General features: G+C 45.2%; 24 protein-coding genes. 16 read left to right on the forward strand and 8 right to left on the reverse strand.

From position 1 onward, the window contains the following. Positions 1–23: 23 nt before the first annotated feature. Complete coding sequence (locus LRL21_RS19595) at positions 24–1,304, reverse strand: ArsB/NhaD family transporter (protein WP_240417490.1); 1,281 nt, start codon at positions 1,302–1,304, stop codon at positions 24–26. Positions 1,305–1,539: 235 nt separating this feature from the next. Between LRL21_RS19595 and LRL21_RS19600 the strand changes: the two genes are divergently transcribed. From LRL21_RS19600 to LRL21_RS19610, 3 genes are all read left to right on the forward strand, one after another. Continuing rightward, the gene (locus tag LRL21_RS19600) at positions 1,540–2,412 is read left to right on the forward strand and encodes an RNA polymerase sigma-70 factor (RefSeq protein ID WP_240417491.1); all 873 of its coding nucleotides are present in this window, start codon (positions 1,540–1,542) and stop codon (positions 2,410–2,412) included. Between the two features lie 107 nt (positions 2,413–2,519). Then, complete coding sequence (locus LRL21_RS19605; protein WP_240417492.1) at positions 2,520–2,960, forward strand: carboxymuconolactone decarboxylase family protein; 441 nt, start codon at positions 2,520–2,522, stop codon at positions 2,958–2,960. Positions 2,961–3,146: 186 nt separating this feature from the next. Next, positions 3,147–5,483, forward strand: coding sequence for an S-layer homology domain-containing protein (locus LRL21_RS19610; RefSeq protein WP_240417493.1), 2,337 nt, complete (start codon positions 3,147–3,149; stop codon positions 5,481–5,483). Positions 5,484–5,561: 78 nt separating this feature from the next. On the opposite strand, the gene LRL21_RS19615 is transcribed toward LRL21_RS19610, so the two are convergent. From LRL21_RS19615 to LRL21_RS19635, 5 genes are all read right to left on the reverse strand, one after another. Continuing rightward, positions 5,562–5,999 carry a universal stress protein gene (locus LRL21_RS19615; RefSeq protein WP_240417494.1) on the reverse strand — a complete coding sequence of 146 codons (438 nt, stop codon included), beginning with the start codon at positions 5,997–5,999 and terminating at the stop codon, positions 5,562–5,564. A 156-nt stretch (positions 6,000–6,155) separates the two neighbouring features. Beyond that, complete coding sequence (locus LRL21_RS19620; protein WP_076232636.1) at positions 6,156–6,362, reverse strand: DUF2536 family protein; 207 nt, start codon at positions 6,360–6,362, stop codon at positions 6,156–6,158. A 35-nt stretch (positions 6,363–6,397) separates the two neighbouring features. Beyond that, a complete protein-coding gene (locus tag LRL21_RS19625; RefSeq protein ID WP_240417495.1) occupies positions 6,398–6,715 on the reverse strand; it encodes a hypothetical protein in 318 nt (105 codons plus the stop codon). A 151-nt stretch (positions 6,716–6,866) separates the two neighbouring features. Continuing rightward, complete coding sequence (locus tag LRL21_RS19630; RefSeq protein ID WP_240417496.1) at positions 6,867–7,067, reverse strand: hypothetical protein; 201 nt, start codon at positions 7,065–7,067, stop codon at positions 6,867–6,869. Positions 7,068–7,175: 108 nt separating this feature from the next. Continuing rightward, entirely contained in the window at positions 7,176–7,493 is a 318-nt protein-coding gene (locus tag LRL21_RS19635) for an SPW repeat domain-containing protein (protein WP_240417497.1), read from the reverse strand. A 223-nt stretch (positions 7,494–7,716) separates the two neighbouring features. Here LRL21_RS19635 and LRL21_RS19640 point away from each other — a divergent pair, with 223 nt between their 5' ends. The 3 genes from LRL21_RS19640 (at position 7,717) to coaD (ending at position 9,204) form a co-directional block, all read left to right on the forward strand. Then, a complete protein-coding gene (locus LRL21_RS19640) occupies positions 7,717–7,818 on the forward strand; it encodes a YjcZ family sporulation protein (protein WP_420832466.1) in 102 nt (33 codons plus the stop codon). A 273-nt stretch (positions 7,819–8,091) separates the two neighbouring features. Next, on the forward strand, positions 8,092–8,661 hold the full coding sequence (gene rsmD / locus LRL21_RS19645; protein ID WP_240417499.1) for a 16S rRNA (guanine(966)-N(2))-methyltransferase RsmD: 570 nt from the start codon (positions 8,092–8,094) through the stop codon (positions 8,659–8,661). Between the two features lie 30 nt (positions 8,662–8,691). Beyond that, positions 8,692–9,204 carry a pantetheine-phosphate adenylyltransferase gene (gene coaD / locus LRL21_RS19650; RefSeq protein WP_240417500.1) on the forward strand — a complete coding sequence of 171 codons (513 nt, stop codon included), beginning with the start codon at positions 8,692–8,694 and terminating at the stop codon, positions 9,202–9,204. 1 nt (position 9,205) lies between these two features. Here the strand turns inward: coaD and LRL21_RS19655 are convergent, their stop codons facing one another. Then, positions 9,206–10,528, reverse strand: coding sequence for a nucleoside recognition domain-containing protein (locus LRL21_RS19655; protein WP_240417501.1), 1,323 nt, complete (start codon positions 10,526–10,528; stop codon positions 9,206–9,208). Between the two features lie 134 nt (positions 10,529–10,662). Here LRL21_RS19655 and LRL21_RS19660 point away from each other — a divergent pair, with 134 nt between their 5' ends. After that, the gene (locus LRL21_RS19660) at positions 10,663–11,784 is read left to right on the forward strand and encodes a SepM family pheromone-processing serine protease (protein WP_240417502.1); all 1,122 of its coding nucleotides are present in this window, start codon (positions 10,663–10,665) and stop codon (positions 11,782–11,784) included. 10 nt (positions 11,785–11,794) lie between these two features. On the opposite strand, the gene LRL21_RS19665 is transcribed toward LRL21_RS19660, so the two are convergent. Next, positions 11,795–13,054 (reverse strand): nucleotidyltransferase, encoded by a 1,260-nt coding sequence (locus LRL21_RS19665; protein ID WP_240417503.1) that lies wholly within the window; start codon positions 13,052–13,054, stop codon positions 11,795–11,797. 105 nt (positions 13,055–13,159) lie between these two features. On the opposite strand from LRL21_RS19665, the gene LRL21_RS19670 reads away from it, so the two are divergent. From LRL21_RS19670 to fabF, 9 genes are all read left to right on the forward strand, one after another. Further along, positions 13,160–13,669: a YceD family protein gene (locus LRL21_RS19670; protein WP_240417504.1), complete on the forward strand. Its 510-nt coding sequence runs from the start codon at positions 13,160–13,162 to the stop codon at positions 13,667–13,669. A gap of 48 nt (positions 13,670–13,717) precedes the next feature. Beyond that, on the forward strand, positions 13,718–13,891 hold the full coding sequence (gene rpmF, locus LRL21_RS19675; protein WP_076232660.1) for a 50S ribosomal protein L32: 174 nt from the start codon (positions 13,718–13,720) through the stop codon (positions 13,889–13,891). A 182-nt stretch (positions 13,892–14,073) separates the two neighbouring features. Beyond that, positions 14,074–14,679, forward strand: coding sequence for a transcription factor FapR (gene fapR / locus LRL21_RS19680; RefSeq protein WP_144026495.1), 606 nt, complete (start codon positions 14,074–14,076; stop codon positions 14,677–14,679). Beyond that, positions 14,663–15,664: a phosphate acyltransferase PlsX gene (gene plsX, locus LRL21_RS19685; RefSeq protein WP_240417505.1), complete on the forward strand. Its 1,002-nt coding sequence runs from the start codon at positions 14,663–14,665 to the stop codon at positions 15,662–15,664. The genes fapR and plsX overlap by 17 nt, the downstream gene beginning before the upstream one ends. Positions 15,665–15,686: 22 nt before the next feature. After that, positions 15,687–16,673 (forward strand): beta-ketoacyl-ACP synthase III, encoded by a 987-nt coding sequence (locus tag LRL21_RS19690; protein ID WP_240417506.1) that lies wholly within the window; start codon positions 15,687–15,689, stop codon positions 16,671–16,673. 87 nt (positions 16,674–16,760) lie between these two features. Continuing rightward, a complete protein-coding gene (gene fabD, locus LRL21_RS19695) occupies positions 16,761–17,684 on the forward strand; it encodes an ACP S-malonyltransferase (protein WP_240417507.1) in 924 nt (307 codons plus the stop codon). A gap of 100 nt (positions 17,685–17,784) precedes the next feature. Beyond that, positions 17,785–18,525 (forward strand): 3-oxoacyl-[acyl-carrier-protein] reductase, encoded by a 741-nt coding sequence (gene fabG, locus LRL21_RS19700; RefSeq protein ID WP_240417508.1) that lies wholly within the window; start codon positions 17,785–17,787, stop codon positions 18,523–18,525. Between the two features lie 123 nt (positions 18,526–18,648). Further along, positions 18,649–18,882, forward strand: coding sequence for an acyl carrier protein (locus tag LRL21_RS19705; RefSeq protein WP_076232675.1), 234 nt, complete (start codon positions 18,649–18,651; stop codon positions 18,880–18,882). Positions 18,883–19,021: 139 nt separating this feature from the next. Further along, positions 19,022–20,260, forward strand: coding sequence for a beta-ketoacyl-ACP synthase II (gene fabF / locus LRL21_RS19710; protein ID WP_240417509.1), 1,239 nt, complete (start codon positions 19,022–19,024; stop codon positions 20,258–20,260).

Here is a 20,260-nt window from a genome sequence, read left to right on the forward strand (position 1 = left end):
TCCGCTCATTTGTTGTTACATTGTTAAATCAGATATCGCAAATAAATATACATACTGGATATAACAATTGAAAGAAGCATCAACGGAAATCCGATCTTCAAGAAGGCTACAAAAGTAATCGGGCGGCCTTCTTTGGCAGCCATTCCAGCGACAATCAGGTTGGCACTGGCGCCAACCAATGAGCCGTTTCCTCCCAAACAAGCACCTAAGGCAAGACTCCACCACAAGCTGTTCAGGTTGGTGACTCCCATCGTACCCATATCCTGAATCAAGGGAATCATGGTTGCCACAAAAGGGATATTATCGACAAAAGCTGAAGCAATAGCACTGAGCCATAAGATCAGCATCGCGGTCGCTACTTCATTTCCACCTGTAAGCTGAACGGCCTGCTTGGCGAGGCTGGCAATAACTCCGGTTTCAACGAGCCCAGAGACAATGACGAACAGTCCGATAAAAAAGAAGACGGTAGTCCATTCTACTCGGCTCAAGGATTTCTCCAGGTAATGCTCGCCTGTTAAAAGCAGCAGCAGGAACGCACCCGTTAACGCAACTGTAGCAGACTCCACATGAATAATTTGATGAATAAAAAAACCGCCAATCGTTAATGCAAGCATGCTTAAGCATTTTTTGAGTAAAAGTGGATCCGTGATCTCGCTTTTTTCATCCATAAGCATAATCCCGGCTTTCAAATCCGGTGTCGTTTGTATCTGCTTGCGATAAATAAGTACAAAGATGACTAAAGTAACGATCAAGATAAATATAGAAATGAGAGACAGGTTATTAATGAATGCCATAAAGGTGAGTTCCTTGACGGCACTCCCGATCATAATGTTGGGTGGGTCGCCGATCATGGTCATGGTGCCGCCGATATTGGAAGTTATAATGATGACAATCAAATAAGGCAGTGGATTAACCCGTAATTGACGAGTTATACTAAAGACAATTGGGACCATTAACAGAACGGTGGTTACATTATCCAATAAAGCCGATCCAAAAGCTGTGATCAGAGCCAAATAGATCAGGATGGTTACGGGTTCACCTTTGCCTTTTTTGGCAGCCCATATAGCCAAATATTTAAAAAGACCCGTCTCAGAAGTGATCGATACCATAATCATCATGCCTATGAGCAAACCCAATGTGTTGAAGTCAATGTGATGTAGAGCCGTTTCCTGAGTAACGACCCCCAGAATGATCATCACGACTCCACCCAGCATCGCGGCAAGGGTGCGATGAATCTTTTCCGAGGTAATGAGCGCATAACTAATTAAAAAAATGCCAATTGCTAGTAATGCCTGATTGTCCATGTTGCCCTCCTTGAGATAGTGCGATCCAGACTCCATGCACCTGCCACAGCCCACTCAGAACCCCAAAAAAGACAAAAAGAAGCCTGCAGTGGCAGGCTCCTCCGGGTCATGCATTATCATATTATAGATTATACTATAGCTTATTATACAATTGATGTAAATGGAAATGGAATACATATACATATCAAGCTGAATGCGGCTCTACGAAAATCTACCCATAATGGAGACTGAACTCGTGACATTCGAACACATATATACAACTTATAAGCCCCTGCTATTATCTATTGCCTACCGAATGCTGGGATCGATAACAGACGCTGAGGATATCGTTCAGGATGTATTTGTATCCTTACAGCAGACAAGCCTGAAGGATGTGCATCATCTCAAAGCGTATTTGGCTAAAATCACGACCAATCGCTGCTTAAATTTGTTGAATTCATCTCGTAAGCAAAGAGAAATCTATATGGGTCCATGGCTTCCGGAACCGGACATCGAGATGAATGAGCCAGGTCCGGAAGACAGAATCGTGCTGGAGGAAACCGTTAGTTATGCATTGCTTGTGCTGCTTCAGCAGCTGACTCCCACGGAGCGGGCTGTGTACGTGCTAAGGGAGGTTCTCGGATTTGATTACAAGGATGCAGCCGAGATATTGGGTAAAAGCGAGGTAAGCTGCCGCAAGATGATGAGTCGTGTGAAGCAAAAGCTTGATCGGGATCAAGCGGCGGCCACTGCGCCTCTAAACGGGGATCAGATGCAAACGTTCGTTCAAGCTTTTATCGAGGCTTCAAGAACCGGCAGCTTTCAAGCTTTCATTCAGATGCTGATCGAAGATAGCACGCTGCTTACCGATGGAGGTGGCAAAGTACGGGCTGCGCTTAATCCCATTTATGGAAGAGCTCGGATTCAAGCTTTTTGGGAAGGCATATTCCAGAAGGGAGCTCTCGCAGGTGAATACCGCCCGGTTCAGATCAATGGCGAGCTTGGGATTGTGTTATTTCAACAAGGGCAGCTTAAATGCTCGATATGTTTCGAGATGACAGAGGATCTCACGGCTATTCAAACCATTTACAAGGTCTCCAACCCAGATAAACTCAAGCACTGCCGATAGTACTCGGGATATCGGAATACAATCTTTTCATTTGGTCACAGAATCATGCCTTTATCGGTCTTATTAGTGTAGTTCCAATAAAAGAGATTACTGAAGGAGAGATTTGTATGCAAACCCGATTAAATTATCGTGAGGTCCAACCCCAAGCCCTACAGGCGATGTTGAAAATGGAAGGCTTCATCCAAAGCAGCGGTTTGGATAAAAAGCTGTATGAGCTGATCAAAATTAGAGCTTCACAAATAAACGGATGTGCCTTTTGCCTCAATATGCATACTGCTGATGCACGTTCAATGGGCGAGACAGAACAGCGTCTCTACTTGCTAAGTGCTTGGCGTGAAGCACCGTTCTACACAGAGGCCGAACAGGCTGTTCTGGCATTGACTGAAGCTGTAACACTTATTTCCAAAGAAGGAGTAACCCAGGAATTGTATGAAAAGGTTCGGGAGCATTTTGATGAAACCGAGTTTGTTAATTTGATTATGGCGATCAATACGATCAACAGTTGGAACCGTATAGCAATATCGACGGGTATGTTTCCAACGGCTTAAGTACTGCTGCATGCGTTGGATTGCAGGTTGATTGCTGACAGCTGGACGGATATTAAGGAGTCTTTACCGGGTAAGTGGGTGGAGGCTCTTTTGTTTTGGAAGAAATATGCAACCTTTTTGTTAAATAAACGTTATATTTAGAAAGTGTTAAATATAGCCATGAGCGAGAGGAGAATCAGGAAATATATGAAAACAATCGGAATTGCCAGTATCGCAAGCGTGCTGCTCCTGTGTTCCGTTGCTCCTGCCTCGGCACAACCTGTATATGCCAATCATGTGTATCCATACGCAGAAGCAAAGACTGTGGCCGATAAGGAAGCTGAACTGCTTGATTTAGAGCTTGACGGCAGCGATGAGGCACCTGAAGATACAAAAATTAAGCGTGAGCGGGCCATCGAGTTGGCCAAACAATATGTCACTATCCCAAGCGGCTACATACTTGACGGTATAGTTTATCAAAGCAATTATTACACAATAAGTGCCAGCCGCGGCTCCTGGATCATTTCCTTTGTAAGCAAGGATCAGAAAAGCTATGGAGATATAAGCGTGACCATAGAGTCGGATACCGGTAAGCTGCTCTCCTTTTATATTAATGAAATGAACACTGATAAGAAATTTACGTTCCCGCCCAAGATCGATATGGAGCATGCCAAGCAAACGGCTTTAGATTACATAACCAAGACCAATCCGCAAGAAATAAGTCAGCTTCGATATGATGAGGATTATGAGAAAAGCTTCCGTAAACCGCTTGACGGCAATGTAGAATATCCAATTTGTTATTTGAGAGTCGTGAACGGAATCGTATTCCCGCAAAATTATGTTGTGATGACTGTAAATGGCGAAGGGAAAATTCTTTCTTACATGCAACAGTGGGACGAACTGCTTACTTTCCAGGTACCAGGTAATTCGATCTCACCGGGACAAGCTGCTGAGCAATTCAATAAATTGGCAGAGCCTCGTCTGCAATATATCGTTCCTAATACTCCAAATGGATTTGCAGCACCAGCTGTGGCGTATGAGACGGATGCTTTCCTGCTGGATGCCGAGACCGGGGAAGCACTTCTGCCATCAGGATTAAAGAAGGAGAAGCAGTCCAAAGCGATACCGGTCAGCGACAAGCGTATTACGAATGGCATACCTAAAGCGCAGAAACTGACGAAGGAACAGGCTGCAGCACAAGTATCAGCAGTGATCCCTCTTCCGGCCAGCGCCAAGCTTCAAGCAACGGATTATCTGGAAAATACCGATCCCATCACAGGTGTGACTTCATATGAGTGGGATTTAAGCTGGTCAATTGCTTCAGATAAGAGACACGACGATTCTTCGATATATGCGACAGTTGACAGCAGTACAGGCGCTGTGCTGCGATATTCCAGGTATGCATTTAATTATGCGGACTCAAAGGTGACTTCCCAATCAGGGACACCCAGCTATGACCAGCTAAAAATCAAAGCACTGGAATCGGTCAAACAACTGCTGCCGGATTATGCTCATGAATTGTTCCTGGATTCCCAATATGGCGGGTATACACAAGATGAGCTCCAAAACATGCAAACCTTTGAGTATTATTTCCGACGCAATATCAATGGAATTGATGTTCCCAATGATTCCGTAACGATCAGCTTTGATCGACAGACGGCAGAGATTCAGGAATTTAACAGCAATTTGTTGACTTCGTATTATCCGGCGGAGCCGCCAAAAGTTATCTCCGCCCAGAAGGCCAAAGATATATGGATGTCTCAGTATAAGGTGGAGCAGCAATATATGGTTGTGGATAAGGAAAATGAAAATGCTCAGCAGCAGGAGCTTAAGCTTCCGATGGCACAAACCGAGACCAAGCTTGTGTATAACCTGAAGCCAATCTTTCAATTCCGTGAGCTGACTTATCTCGATGCAGGTACCGGAGAATGGAAAAATAACGAAACCAACCAGATTGTACATCCGCGTATTACCGATCCCGTTGATTTGAAAGGAAATTGGGCGGAAGAAGCTTTAAAGCTTATGCTCGATTATGAGGTACTGGATTTGGTGGATGGCAAGGTACAGCCGGATGCTTTGGTTACGCGTGGTGAATTGGTGCAAATGTTCATTACGACTCTAAATGGCGGCTATTTCCCGGTTGCTTCTGATTATGCCGATCGTTCGGCCAGCTTCTCAGATGTAACCAAGGATTCAAAATATTTTCCTTACGTTGAGAATGCAATTGATTATAATCTGATTGACCGGGCATCGGGCACATTTGATCCTGATGCTGCAATGACCCGTTCTGAAGTAGCCGATCTGATTGTGAAAGCACTTGGTTATAGTAATCTGTCCAAGGTTAAGGGCTTGTTCGCGACCAAGGCAACAGATGTGAATGAGCTGCCTAACCAGGGAGCGATTGCAATCGTCAGCGCTTTGGAGATCGTCACGTTGAATGGTGAAACTTTCTCTCCTTATGAGAAAGTAACCCGTGCGCAAGCTGCTACGTTCTTTTACAACTTTTTGAAGGCTCATTCTCAACTGCTGGATGCACCTCGTTAAGACATTAGGCAATCATTCATTTATAATAACTCACTAAAAAGCACGTACTCCCATAAAAGAGAGTACGTGCTTTTCGGTTTATTTTACAATCAATACAGGTACCTTAGCATGGTGAGCAATATGATGACTTACACTGCCCAGAAAGAATTCTCTTATTGGTCCCAAGCCCCGGCTGCCGGTAATAATGAGATCGTGATGCTTCTCTTCGGCATATTGAAGTATCGTTGCAGCAGGAGGACCTTGAAGAAGAACATACTTGACAGATAGATCAGCGGGTACGAAGGACTTGGCTTCTTCTATAATCGCTTTCCCCTGCTCAATAATGTAAGTGCTTGCAGTCGCATCCACAAAGTAGGGGGTGCTCGCAACCGAAGGGTAATGATAAACATGGATAATATCTAAGTGTGGTGCTTGAGAAACACGGGATTGCTCTTGTACCAAGCTGACTGCTTTTTCGAGTGCTTTTTTAGAAAGATTAGAACCATCAAACGCAACAAGGATTTTAGTAAATAGCACTTTAATCACCCCATCTGCGAGATTGGCTTACAAGCTTATTATAGCATAACTTCAGATCAAATAGTCAGAATATTCGTACTGTAGGGATATGTGTGATTTAAAAATAGTCAATCTAATTAGAGACACCTTGTGTATGTGAAGCCTTCTTTTGCAAACTTATAAGGCTTTAAAATGAACGACCGCGCTATATAGCATTTTATTGTGAAGCGGGTTAAAAACGATATTATGGCTAATGGAATGGACGCCTAACAGCAAGGCTTTATTATTATCTATCTGCTCAGCAATTTTTCTTTCCAGCGTTTTGAGATCGTATGCTTCAAAAAACTCGATCTTGTTTTCCATTTTATCCAGCATAAAGCTCATGGGGTTTCGCTCCTTTGTGATCATCATCATTCAATTTATAGTCTGAGTAAAGATTGACGCTCTGCAAGCGGTCTGCAAGCTTTACATACGCCAACTACCTTCTCATGGCCGGAATAAAAAGCGAGTTCTTTCGGGTTAACTTTGCGTTTGCAGTAAGAGCAGCTTTGCTGCTGACTTGTAGAAGATTTGCTTGATGCATCTGGATGTCTCTGCTTTCGTGATGAATTTTTTGCATGAGCAGCGAATGGATTCTGATTTTTACGCCGGCGTTTTATGATCAACAGGACAATGCCGACGATCACAATCACCACAACGATACACAATAAAATGGAGGTCATCTTATCAAAAGTCATATTGGGGAGGCTCCTTTTGTATACTTTCATCAGAATACCATAGAGTCCGTTTTATTTGTACTGAAAATCGATTCACAAGGGACATCAATTAAAAAAACCTAGAGTGAACAACCACTCTAAGTTTCTTAGTCTGCTATAAAGATGCAGCAGCTTATTTTCTTTTATAGTTAAGTGAAATCTGACGCAGATCATTTAATAATTCGTCTAATTCGTGCTGCAGTTGATGAAGCTCGCGATAATAGCGGCCTTGCACAGCAGCTAGTTCTGATGATGAGAGCTTAGTGAACTGGTTGTAATCAGCCAAACAGCTGTTAGAAGGATGGATCTCAATTTCCTCTACTACAATGTTCATAGTATGACCTCACTTTTATTTGAATGTAATTTTAGAGTAGCATCCAATTGTAAAATATTAACTGGTTTTGTGTTAAAAATTTGTAGATGGTTGAGAACGTTTACAAAATTATAATGTGGTATCCATATTCCACAAAACTAGCGCTACGGTTAATATACCTAGTAATCCTACACTCCAGGTTTGGCTGAAGCTTAATGTGAAATTTATTGAAAAAATGGCGAACCATAGTCCAGTAAGTAACGTTAACCAATTTTCTAAAATATTTAGCTTTGACTTCTTAAGAGCTAACAGGGAAGCACACAACTGCAGCATGCCTAAACAAAGAGAAGTCCAAACAATGACAGGGTGGATAGTTAGGCCAAGAACCCATGGGGAGATCACAAACCAAAAGCCGAATAGGGCAGTTAATACATTTCTTGTTTTCATCGTACACCTCCAATAAATTTAATGCGACCATATTGGGGCACATTATATTTATATGCAAGTGCTTACATCATTGATCATACCTGCTCAATTAATATTTTTGAAAAATATACCAACTTACGACCAAATGGAGTAAAACGCCTTAAATGAAGCCCAAACTTTATATTCATTTATTTCATACTATGATTATGTTTCATAACTTTATGATTTGGATGGAAAGGAGGTGCTGACATTGGGTGAAATTGCTGAACGCAGATTTACTTCCACTGGTGCTATTCTGGTCTTGTTTATACTTTTAGTTATTATTAGCACTACCTTTTTGTACTAATCGATTCTTATTGAGAAGCAGCATGTGCAGTCTAAATGTTAACAACAAAAATTTAGGACCCTTCGCAGGGTCCTAAACAATGGGAGAGGAGAAACCGGATGAAGAGCTTATGGGGAACGTAAGTCTTCTCCGCGGTTGTCTACGACATTTCGGATGCCGATAATCCAAGTATTCACAGCTAAAGAAACAAATATACATAAAGTAACAAAATTTTGTGCAAAAGTTTCCGTTTATGGTACGATAGGATCACTATTGAGCAGAAGGTGGATTTACATGAGAGTAATTTCAGGCAGTGCAAAGGGCAGACAGTTGAAATCTGTGCCCGGTACAGGGACGCGTCCAACGACCGATAAGGTTAAGGAGGCGATTTTTAGCATGATCGGTCCTTATTTTGAAGGGGGACAGGTACTCGATTTATTCGCAGGAACGGGCGGTTTAAGCATTGAGGCGCTCAGCCGAGGCATGGAGCATGCAGTCCTCACGGATATAGATAAAAAAAGTATCGACATAATAAAACAAAATTTGCAAGCAACCGGCTTTATAGAGCAGGCAGCTATTTACTGTACCGACGCGCGTCGCGCGATGAAAGCTCTAGTGAAGCGTGAAGAAAGATTTGATCTTGTATTTTTGGATCCGCCCTATCGGATTAAGCTCGTACAAGAGCTGCTAGAACAACTGGATCAGCACAATTTGTTGAATCCACTAGCTACGATCGTTGTGGAACATGATATTGAGGATACATATCAGGATACAATTGGACGTTTACAATGGATTCGGCGCGCTGAATACGGTGATACGGCTATAACCATTTATAAAAATAATGACGCGGATGCAGCTGAGTAATATTCTATTTCAGAAGGAGGTCAATACAGAATGAGCATTGAACATTTTGGAGTCAAGATTGCGGTATACCCAGGCAGCTTTGATCCGGTGACGAACGGTCATTTGGATATTATTCGCCGTTCTGCCAAGGTTTTTGATAAATTAGTGGTTGCCGTATTGAACAATTCGAGTAAAAACCCGCTATTTACAGTAGAAGAGCGTGTAGAGATGCTGAGAGAGGTCACCAGTGATGTTCCCAATGTGGAGATCGACAGCTTTCGTGACCTTCTTGTTAATTATATGAAGCAAAAAAATGCACATCTGATTGTTCGCGGATTGCGTGCGGTTTCCGATTTTGAATACGAGCTCCAAATGGCATCAACGAATCAGAAGCTGGACGAAAACATTGAAACCTTTTTTATGACATCTACGCCCAAATATTCCTATCTGAGCTCTAGTATTGTAAAGGAAATCGCGCGTTTCCATGGCCCTGTCGTCGATTTGGTCCCAGATGTGGTTGATAAGGCTATGCGTGCCAAGTATGAAAAGGCAATGAGCAAATGACTTACCGCTTGTTGTTCGTTGCGCTTCGTCCCATGGATTGTACAATAAATGCGATAATAACAGACAGCAGCAGCAATAACAGCAACACAATAGCGAGCCACATCATAATCGGACTCATAAGCATCCAAACATCAAAAGCTTGACTGCCATGAATCAAACGAACGTCAGTCTGACCGGATTGAACCGCTTGGGTAAGCATTGGATGCGATAAAAATACAGGGGATGCAATTCCTGACAGCCATTGATTTAGCGGGTTCCAGAGCGCAGCTGTCAAAATAAAAGAGATAGCGGCATGCAGCAATCGCGAGCGCAGAAATACCGGATAACGGATATCTGTCGACAGGGTAAAGCTTTTTACCTGCGCGTGTGCGGATAATCCTCCCCATCCAAGTAATGCACTCAGTATAGCGTACTGCCAGTTGCCAGCAAGCAAGTTGTTCTGGCCCATAGCGAATGCGCCTAAATGGATTTCGAGTACACCAGACAACAAGGCGTTTATTAGCAAGGTTGCCTCATGTAAAGGAAGCCAGTCTCTTTTTGCAAGAACTGTTGCCACATATTCGGTTATTGAGCTGATGGAAATTACCTGTGCAAGCACGGAGAAGATGATCATAACTCCGCCGATGACCATTAATTGCTGGATAGCGTGAGTTACTGAATCACCAAGCAGCTTACCGAAAGTTCGTCCGTCGTCGGCATGGGCGGTTCTTAATGCGGTTATACTCTTACTTACAATGCTGTTTGTCGAATGGACAGAGCGGCTAGAGAGACGGTTCGCTGCAACCACAGGCTCCTCATCAGCCGCGCTTGCTCGCTTCAATCGCTCTAGAAGTCCCATAACCAGTACAGCCCCGTAATGAAGCAGAGCCAGCGCCATGCCTAGTTTGGCATTGTTCATAAAACCGACCCCAATCACGGTGACAAGCATCATGGGGCTTGCTACGTGACTTAAGGAAAGCAGTCGCTCAGCCTCACCTCTCGTTACCAGCTTATTGCGCCTTAACTCCCCTATAGCGATCGCTGCAGAGGGGGCGCCTGCTGTGAGTCCTATAGAAAGGGGCCAGCCACCTGCGCCTGGAAGGCGAAACAGGTAACGAAGCAGCGGCTCAAGCAAGGTGCCGAGTGCATGTAGAAAGCCCAGCCCACGGAGGATTTCCGTTATAATTAGAAAAGGCAGCAAAGCTGGAAATACCAGCTTCCACCAGATGGATAAGCCCTGCAAGGAAGCTTGAAATATGCGGTCAGGAAACACAATCATACAAAAAACCAACAGCATTGCCAGACATCCCAGCAAAAGAGTTGTCAAGCGTTTCGCGGTAAACATCGGCCTCACTCCGGAACACAGGATGGTACATGTTTACGCGTTTTCCGTATGGTTTAGACCAAGCAGGTCAAACCTGATGAGATGCCGGGAAGTGACGATTCGAACAAGCATACTCGGCCCAGGGGGAATCCATTATGCAAGACATGAGACCAAGTAAACGTATTTCTAGAATAGTTGTTTCAGTATTTATTGCCATTGTCATTGTATATGTTGTGTACTTGATGCCGCTGCCGATGTTTATTTTCTCGGCTGGAACTGCCGAGGTCATTCATCCCATGGTTCAAGCCAAAGAGGCGGGCGAGCCGGATAAGGGAGTGTTTATGCTTACAACCGTACGCGTTTCGGATGCGACTATTTTCAGTTATTTGATGACGTTTGTTCGGCCTTATGATGAGCTGCGTATGAAGAAGGAGCTGCTGCGCAAGGATGAGACTGAACAGGAGTACTCACAGCGGCAGGAGGTCAACATGCTGTCCTCGCAGTCCAGTGCTCTTCAAGCTGCCTATCACAAGCTCGGTATTCCTTATAAAATTATGAACGATGGTGTAGTTGTCGTGCAGGTTTTCAAAAATTATCCGGCTAACGAGGTGCTTCAAGCTGGAGATTTCATTGTGAAGGTGGACGATACGCCCATTGAACAAAGCCAGGAGCTGCAGAAGCTGCTGCAAAGCAAAAAGGCCGGTGACACTGTTGCGGTTTCTTACAAAAGGAAACAAGTAACGAGAGTAGCCCAGATCAAGCTCGCGGCACTTCCGGCCGACGAGGGAGCGTCTGCGACTAAACCAGAGGAACGACGTCCGGGCCTAGGAATTGTCCCGGCCACAGTGCAAACCATAAAAACAGATGATGAATCCAAGCAGGTCACCATTAAAGCTGGGGAAATCGGCGGGCCTTCAGCAGGATTTATGTTCTCAATGGAAATAATTAATCGCCTGCTGCCGGAGGATATCACGAAGGGGTATACGATTGCAGGTACAGGTACTATTAATGAAAAGGGTGCAGTGGGCGTAATCGGGGGTATTCAGCATAAAATCATTGCAGCCGATAAAGCTGGGGCGGACATCTTTTTTGCTCCCAAGGATGAAGTATCTGCAGCAACGGGAAATATTCCAAATTATTCGGATGCGGTTAAGCGGGCTGAGGAAATTCATTCACGAATGAAAGTAATTCCTGTTGCTACGCTTGATGATGCGATGAATTATTTGAGTACATTGCCACCTAAAGCAGCAGCATCCCAGCCGGCCAAAGCCAGCTAGGACCCTATACTCACTTATCCGATTGACTTAATTGTACAGGCGGCTCATAATAGTCGCGAAACAAATCATGTTCAGTTGCAGCATGATAACCAAGTGCGTATACGGAGGTAGCCTGTACGTCCATATGCAATAGCGGGTAGGCTTCTGATGAAGCCGTATTCACATTCGTAATAATGGGCACCTTAGAGACATGCTTCATTTGTTTAAGCAAGTGCCTGCCAGCCGGGCTAAAGCCCAGCACGCGCAAATAAGGTACACCTTGGCGAAGCACGGAGGGTGATAGCTGTGTTTTTGTCTGATTGAGCAGGATGCGCACCAGCATTCGCTGGAGCTTGGTACGCGTATAGCGTTTGGTTTTGAGCAGTCCGATGAGCTGCTCGACAATGCGTCCCGATTCTCCAGATAAGGAGAGCTGGGGCAGCACATGCTTTATACGATGCTCCAGCCCTTCGGTTACTTCATGGAGCTCTGCAAGCTGCGGGGCGTTGTTATGCAGGAGTTGGAGTAGAAGCGGCTTTGCATAGTGCTCCCATTCGATAGGCGCCCGGCCAACAGCTGTTTCGCGCTGCAGCACCTTCATAGTGCCAGAGGGCACGAAGGAAACAAGCTCTTCAAGCTTACCCTGTTCAAACAGTATCCGACGAAGGGCTGTCGCGCTTGCTATGGATTGATCTGTAATTTCAGTTTGATTGTAACCGGATTTTTGCCTGGTAATCGTCAATGGCTTGATGCCGCTGTTCAACCGTTGAAGCGCGATCAAATAATGCAGCCCGAGTGTGTTGTTGGGCTTGGCCAGCTCGGACGGGTCCACTTCAGGCAGATGACGGGCAATGGCTCTGCTGTAGGCGGCAGGGTAAGGAAGGCCTGTTTTTAATTCGTCCTGAAGTGCGCTTTGAAATGCTTCTGGTTCGTCACACATAGCATCGGCTACAGTCTGCAGCCAGTGGATTTCACCGCTCTCACTGCCGAAGCAAAGACTATCGACGACTCCAGTTGCATGGAGTGCAGACACGGCTCCGTATGCGAACCATTCCGCAGGCTGCGTCGAATAAGCTACCGGAAGCTCCAGGACGAGATCAACGCCCATTCGAAGTGCCATTTCGGCCCTTGCCCATTTGCCTACCATCGCAGGCTCGCCGCGCTGCAGAAATTGACCGCTCATGACAGCGATTGTCCCCTCGGCACCGGAGACTCTTTTGGATTCAAGAAAGTGATATTCGTGTCCGTTATGTAAGGGATTGTACTCGACAATAAGACCTGTTGTTTTCATGTCACCGACTCCTTTAGAATTATTTTACTATAACACGTCCTGAAAATGTTGACAAAATACAGGTATTATCGATATAATAATCTTTGTTTGTTTGGGGTGATTATTGTGTTCATTCGTTTAAAAGAGTTGGCGCAGAAAGCCGACGCGGTACATTTTGATGAAACAGTTGATCTGTCCGATGCTTTGAAGGAAAGCAATGATATACTCGATGCGAGTCCGCTCCATGTTAGCCTCAAAGCGCTGCATCAAGATGAGGTTGCTGAAGTGACGGGACAATTGAGTATTGACGTGGAACAGCCTTGCTCCCGCTGCTTGAATCCGGTAAAGCAAAAGCTGGTAATTCCTTTTCATGAAACGTTCGCCCGAGCTGCAGATGAATCGGAGTCTGATGACGAGGATGAGGAGACTCATTACGTTAAGGACGACAAGATAGAATTGCTGCCCTATTTGATCGAAAATGTAATGTTGGCTTTACCGTATGTCCCTTTATGCGATGAAGAATGCCTTGGCTTGTGTCCTGTTTGTGGAGTGGATCGTAATGTACAGGCTTGCAACTGCAACCGGACTAGTATCGACCCCAGACTTGCCGGACTCGCTGATTTTTTCAAAGAATAAAGTGAATTGTAACAATTTAGGTTGATTTCGTTGAAGGAGGTGGGGAATATGGCAGTACCACAAAGAAGAACGTCCAAAACTCGTCGCGATAAGCGCCGTACTCACTTTAAATTAGTAGTACCAGGCATGGTTAAATGTGACAGTTGTGGTGAATTGAAATTGTCTCACCGCGTTTGCAAAGTTTGCGGTTCGTACAAGAGCAGAGAAGTTATCAAGCAATAGTTCTCTAATCACAATGAAAAGATAGTACTTCATCCTTTGGTGAAGTGCTATTTTTTTGCTCTTCCCTTTTCGTAAACAATCCATTATACTATCTCTTATTACTTGGTCATAAGATCTAATGAGTATGAATGGTGTACATATCAAGCTAGAAATCGTGGAAATTCAGATCATAGATAAAGGCGGTGTTTGGTATCGAACGCCTTCCTAAACGTCAGCGTCAGCAGCAGTTGACCGGAGCAATTGAGGACAATCCTTTTATTACGGACGAAGAGCTAATGCGAGTTTTTCAGGTCAGTATCCAAACCATTCGCTTGGATCGGTTGGAGCTTGGCATTCCGGAGCTGCGAGAGCGGATCAAGCTCATGGCGGAGCTTTCCTATGACCAGGTTCGGTCATTGCCGCTGCATGAGGTCATCGGTGATGTGATTGATTTGCAGCTCGACAAAAGCGGCATATCGATGTTTGAAATTAAGGACGAGCATGTTTTTTCGAGAACGAAGATTGCCCGCGGGCATCATATTTTTTCTCAAGCCAATTCGTTGGCGGTTGCCTTGATTAATGATCAGATCGCATTGACGGCTGCAGCGGATATTCGATTTGTGCGGCCTGTTAAGCTGGAGGAGAAGTGCATAGCCAAAGCTTATGTGCGTTCAATCACCAAAGGTAAAGCCAAGGTTGAAGTGTTTACTTACGTTGGTGATGAGATTGTGTTTCAAGGTAACTTTATTATTTATCATTCAACAAAGGATCGTTCAGAGGGAGGGGAGCCTGGTGCGGATAGCGATTGATGCAATGGGTGGAGACCATGCCCCCGATGTAGTGGTGGCCGGGGCGCTGGAAGCGGTACGGGAATGGAAGGATACGACGGTCATTTTGATCGGAGACAAGGCCCGGATTGAACCGCTTGTTCGTCAGGCTGGCGATCAACCAAGCAATTTGGAAATTGTTCATGCCTCTGAAGTGATCGAAGCCGATGACGAGCCTGTCAAGGCTGTTCGACGGAAGAAAGACGCCTCCATGGTCATAGCAGGTCGAATGGTGCAGGAGCGCACGGCGGATGCTATGATCTCGGCAGGTAATACAGGAGCATTGATGACTACAGGTTTATTGATAGTAGGTCGAATTGAAGGGATTGATCGTCCGGCCCTGACCTTGACGATTCCTTCCATGGATGGCAAAGGCATGGTAGCTCTCGATATGGGAGCCAATATGGACGCATCTCCGGAGCAATTGGTTCAATATGCAATTATGGGTAGTATATACAGAAAAAAAGTGCATGGTGTTGTAAGTCCGAGAGTAGGTTTATTGAATGTAGGTACGGAAGCACTCAAAGGTAATGAACTGACAAAGGCTGCGTATCCATTGCTCAAGGAAGCGCCTATTCATTTTGTCGGGAATGTGGAATCGCGTGATTTGCTATCAGGTCCTTGTGATGTACTCGTATGTGATGGCTTTGCCGGCAACATTATGTTGAAATCACTTGAAGGTGCGGCGGCAACGATTTTTACAGCCTTGAGAACCGAGTTCACCCGAAATTTGCTGACCAAGCTGGCAGCAGCTGTTTTAAAGCCGGGATTAACGAAATTTAGGCGTCAGCTCGACTATACCGAGTATGGTGCTGCCCCGTTGCTTGGGATTAATGGGATGGTATTGAAAAGTCATGGCTCATCGAATGCTACGGCGATCAAAAATGCGATTCGTCAGGCTCGTATTTCGATCCAGAGCGATGTGCTTGCAACTATAAAATCGGAAATAAATAACGGAAATAAGTAAACGGAAGAGAGTTGTTACTATTATGAGCTTACGACCGGTTGGCATCATTGGGTCTGGTAAATATGTGCCTGATCGTGTTTTGACGAATCAAGAATTAGAACATATGGTCGAGACCAATGATGAATGGATCGTATCCAGGACGGGTATTCGTGAACGAAGAATCGTGAGTCCCGAACAGGCTTCTTCCGATTTGGCTTACGAAGCGTCTCTCAGGGCGCTGGAAATGGCAGGAATTAGTGCCGAACAGCTGGATTTAATTGTAGTGGCAACGATAACGCCAGATATGGCATTTCCATCGACAGCCTGTATTTTACAAAATAAGCTCAGTGCGAAGAAAGCTGCAGCCTATGATCTGTCGGCGGCATGCTCAGGCTTTATATATGGATTAGCGAATGCTTCTAATTTTATTGCTACAGGCATGTATCAATATGCCTTGGTTGTGGGTGCAGAATGTTTATCTAAAATTACGGACTACACTGACCGTAATACATGCATATTGTTTGGAGATGGAGCAGGAGCTGTAGTCATCGGTGTGGTACCGGAAGGGCGAGGCTTCAAATCCTTTGAGCTGGGTGCTGATGGATCCGGTGGAGAATTGTTGAAGGTAGCCGGTGGTGGTTCACGTTGTCCTTCTTCCGCACAAAGTATTGAGGCTAAGCAGCATTTTATATATATGGCAGGAAGTGAAGTTTTTAAATTCGCTGTGCGTATTATGGGTAACGCTGCCGAGGAAGCCTTACGCAAGGCCGACATGCAGAAAAGTGATATTGATTTGCTCGTACCCCACCAAGCGAATATTCGGATTGTTCAGTCAGCGTTGAATCGACTTGAGCTTAGTGAGGATAAATGTATGATCAATCTTCACAAGTATGGCAACGTATCTGCTGCTTCTATTCCAATCGCATTAGCTGAAGCTGTTGAACAAGGAAGATTAAATGAAGGCGATTGCCTGGTTATGGTCGGCTTCGGTGGCGGTTTGACTTGGGGGGCTTCTGTAGTCATTTGGTAAGCTCCGTTCCGTAATTCTGTTTTCTATGAAAACTCAGTGAATGCTTAAAAAGTCAGTTTTCTACGAAAACTTTAAGGAGAATCTAACATGGGTAAAATCGCATTTGTTTTCCCGGGACAGGGTGCCCAGGCTGTTGGAATGGGCAAGGATATTTTTGAAACAGATGAGGCTGCTGCACGCATATTTAAAAGTGCGGACTCAGCTTTAGGGTATTCCTTGTCTTCGATCATTTTTGAAGGACCCGAAGCCGAATTGAAATTAACCTATAACACACAACCCGCACTGCTGACCACGAGTATTGCCTATCTGGAGGTTCTCAAGGCCAAGGGCTTACAGCCGGATTTTGTAGCCGGTCACAGTCTGGGTGAATATTCAGCACTTGTTGCTGCAGGAGTACTTAGCTTTGAGGATGCTGTGCGTACGGTTCGTGCGCGTGGTGAATTTATGGAAGCAGCTGTACCCAGCGGGCAAGGAGCAATGGCGGCAGTGCTTGGAGCGGAACGTGAGGCACTACAGCAATTGTGTCAAATCATCTCCAATGAGATTGGCGTTGTAGAACTGGCAAACCTGAATTGTCCTGGACAAATCGTGGTGTCAGGCAGTGTAACAGGGGTACAGGCCCTAGTGGAACGAGGTAAAGAAATCGGCGCCAAACGTGTCATTCCTTTGGAGGTCAGTGGGCCTTTTCATTCCTCACTGATGAAGCCGGCGTCTGAGCGGCTGTCAGCTGTATTGTCAGCTGTTTCCATGAACAATGCCAGCGTACCAGTCGTGGCCAATGTAACCGCGCTACCGGTTACGGAGCCAAGTGAGATCCGTGCCTTGTTGGTTGATCAGGTTCATTCCTCCGTACTTTGGGAAGACTCGGTGGTATGGCTGATTGAACAAGGAGTCGATACCTTTGTAGAAATCGGCTCTGGCACTGTGTTGGCCGGCTTGATTAAGAAAATCGACCGCTCTGTAAAAGTTATCGGGATCAACAGCAAGGAAACGATAGAACTGCTTCCATAGTGCACGACTGGACAAAAATCCAACTTTCTACAGAAGCTTAGAAATACTGAATATCAAGTAAGTTTTCCTACAGAGAACTTTTAGGAGAGGAATTACCATCATGCTAACAGGTAAAACGGCACTCGTAACCGGAGCTTCACGCGGTATTGGCCGGGCGATTGCCTTGTCACTGGCTGAGGCTGGAGCTGACGTTGCAGTTAATTATGCTGGAAGTGAGGCGTCTGCAGCTGAGGTTGTCAGCTTGATTGAAGCTATGGGTCGCAAAGCTTTTAAGGTTAAGGCCGATGTAAGCTCAGCCCAAGAGGTAGATGACATGTTCAAGCAGGTACTGGGAACGTTTGGTCAGCTTGACATTCTGGTTAATAATGCAGGAATCACCAGAGATAACTTGATTATGCGTATGAAAGAAGATGAGTTCGATCAGGTGATTGCAATCAACTTAAAGGGCGTGTTCAACTGTATCAAAGCAGCCACACGTCCGATGATGAAGCAGCGTTCAGGTCGTATCATCAACATTTCATCCGTGGTTGGTGTGCTTGGCAATCCAGGTCAGATCAATTATGTCGCCGCCAAGGCAGGTGTAATTGGCATGACCAAGGCCAGCGCGAAGGAGCTGTCATCCCGTGGTATTACCGTTAACGCGGTAGCACCAGGTTTTATTGAGACGGATATGACCGATAAGCTCTCAGAGGATACGGTTGCAGGACTGCTGCAGCAAATCCCTTTGGCTCGTCTTGGGAAACCGGACGATATAGCCAAAGCCGTTCGTTTTCTGGCTTCTGACGATGCAGCCTATATGACAGGCCAGACCATTCATATTGATGGCGGCATGTATATGTAGGCTTGGCAGAATAGCTCAGAAACGGTTAACAAACAAGGATTTGGTTTTTTTAAGGTGGAGCTTGCGCTAGCTATGGCAATTTGTCCATAAGTCCAGTATAATACCATGGAGGAGGTGAACCGGATGTCCGATGTTTTGGAACGCGTAAAACGTATCGTCATCGATCGTCTTGGTGTTGAAGAGGCCGAAGTTACCCTCGAAGCATCTTTTAAAGATGATTTAGGCGCTGATTCTTTAGATGTCGTAGAATTAGTAATGGAGCTTGAAGATGAATTCGATTTGGAGATTTCTGACGAAGATGCAGAAACAATTACTACGGTAGGTCAAGTAGTTGAGTACATAAAATCTCATACTTAATTGACTGTAAGTCCCGTTTAATTATTTGGCGGGACTTATCTCCTTTCAAGCCGCTCACTGAAACGGCTGATGTATACATGACCAGAATATGACTTATCATACATAACGATATTGTTATTTCAGATAGAGGTGGGTTACAATGAATCAAAGAGTTGTTATAACGGGTATGGGTGTCATGACATCCCTTGGACAAGATCTGGAAACTTTTTGGGGAAATTTACTCGAAGGCAAATCAGGTGTTGGTCAGATTGAATTGTTTGATGTATCCGAGTATCCAACACATATCGCTGCCGAAATCAAAAATTTCAACTACGAGCCGTTTTTTGACAAAAAAGAAGCACGCCGTATGGACCGATTTGTACAGTTCGCAGTGGTTGCGAGTTTATTGGCTTTGCGGGATGCGAAGCTTAACGTCAAGGAAGATACAGATCCGGAGCGTGTTGGTGTATATGTCGGGTCAGGCATTGGCGGCTTATCAACCTGGGAAGAGCAGTTCAAGATTTTGCTGGAAAAAGGCCCCAAGCGTGTAAGTCCGTTCTTTATTCCGATGATGATTGCGAATATGGCTTCTGGCCAAATTTCAATGATGACCGGAGCCAAAGGACCTAACAGCACAGCGGTAACTGCTTGTGCAACAGGAACGCATTCCATAGGTGATTCCTTTAAAATGATTCAACGCGGGGACGCGGATGTTATGATTTGCGGCGGTGCCGAGGCGACGATTACTCCTACAGGAGTCGCAGGCTTTAGCGCGCTGCGCGCCATGTCAACCCGCAACGATGATCCAACCCATGCTAGCCGACCGTTTGATATAGATCGCGATGGATTTGTTATGGGTGAGGGTTCTGGCATTCTTATTCTGGAATCTCTGGAGCATGCGACCAAACGTGGTGCTCAAATCTATGCTGAAGTGCTAGGTTATGGAATGAGCGGTGACGCTCATCATATGACTGATCCTGATCCTGATGGCGCTGCTCGATGTATGGTGAAAGCGATTAAGGATGCTGGGATTACGCCGGAGCAGATCGATTACATCAATGCACACGGTACGTCTACTCCAGTTGGTGATCGTTCCGAAACAACAGCTATTAAGAAGGCTTTTGGCGATCACGCTTACAAGCTGGCTGTTAGTTCAACCAAATCAATGACGGGCCACTTGCTGGGTGCAGCAGGCGGTGTCGAGGCTTTAATCTGTGGACTTGCCTTGAAGAACGGGATGATTCCGCCAACGGCTAATTTGGACAACCAGGATCCATTATGTGATTTGGATTATGTGCCGAATACACCAAGAAAAGCGGACCTCAACATTGTAATGTCCAATTCATTTGGCTTTGGTGGACATAATGCCACGATTATTTTGAAGAAGTTTGAACAATAA

This window comes from Paenibacillus periandrae, from assembly GCF_022458865.1.
Taxonomy (GTDB): Bacteria; Bacillota; Bacilli; order Paenibacillales; family NBRC-103111; genus Paenibacillus_S; species Paenibacillus_S periandrae.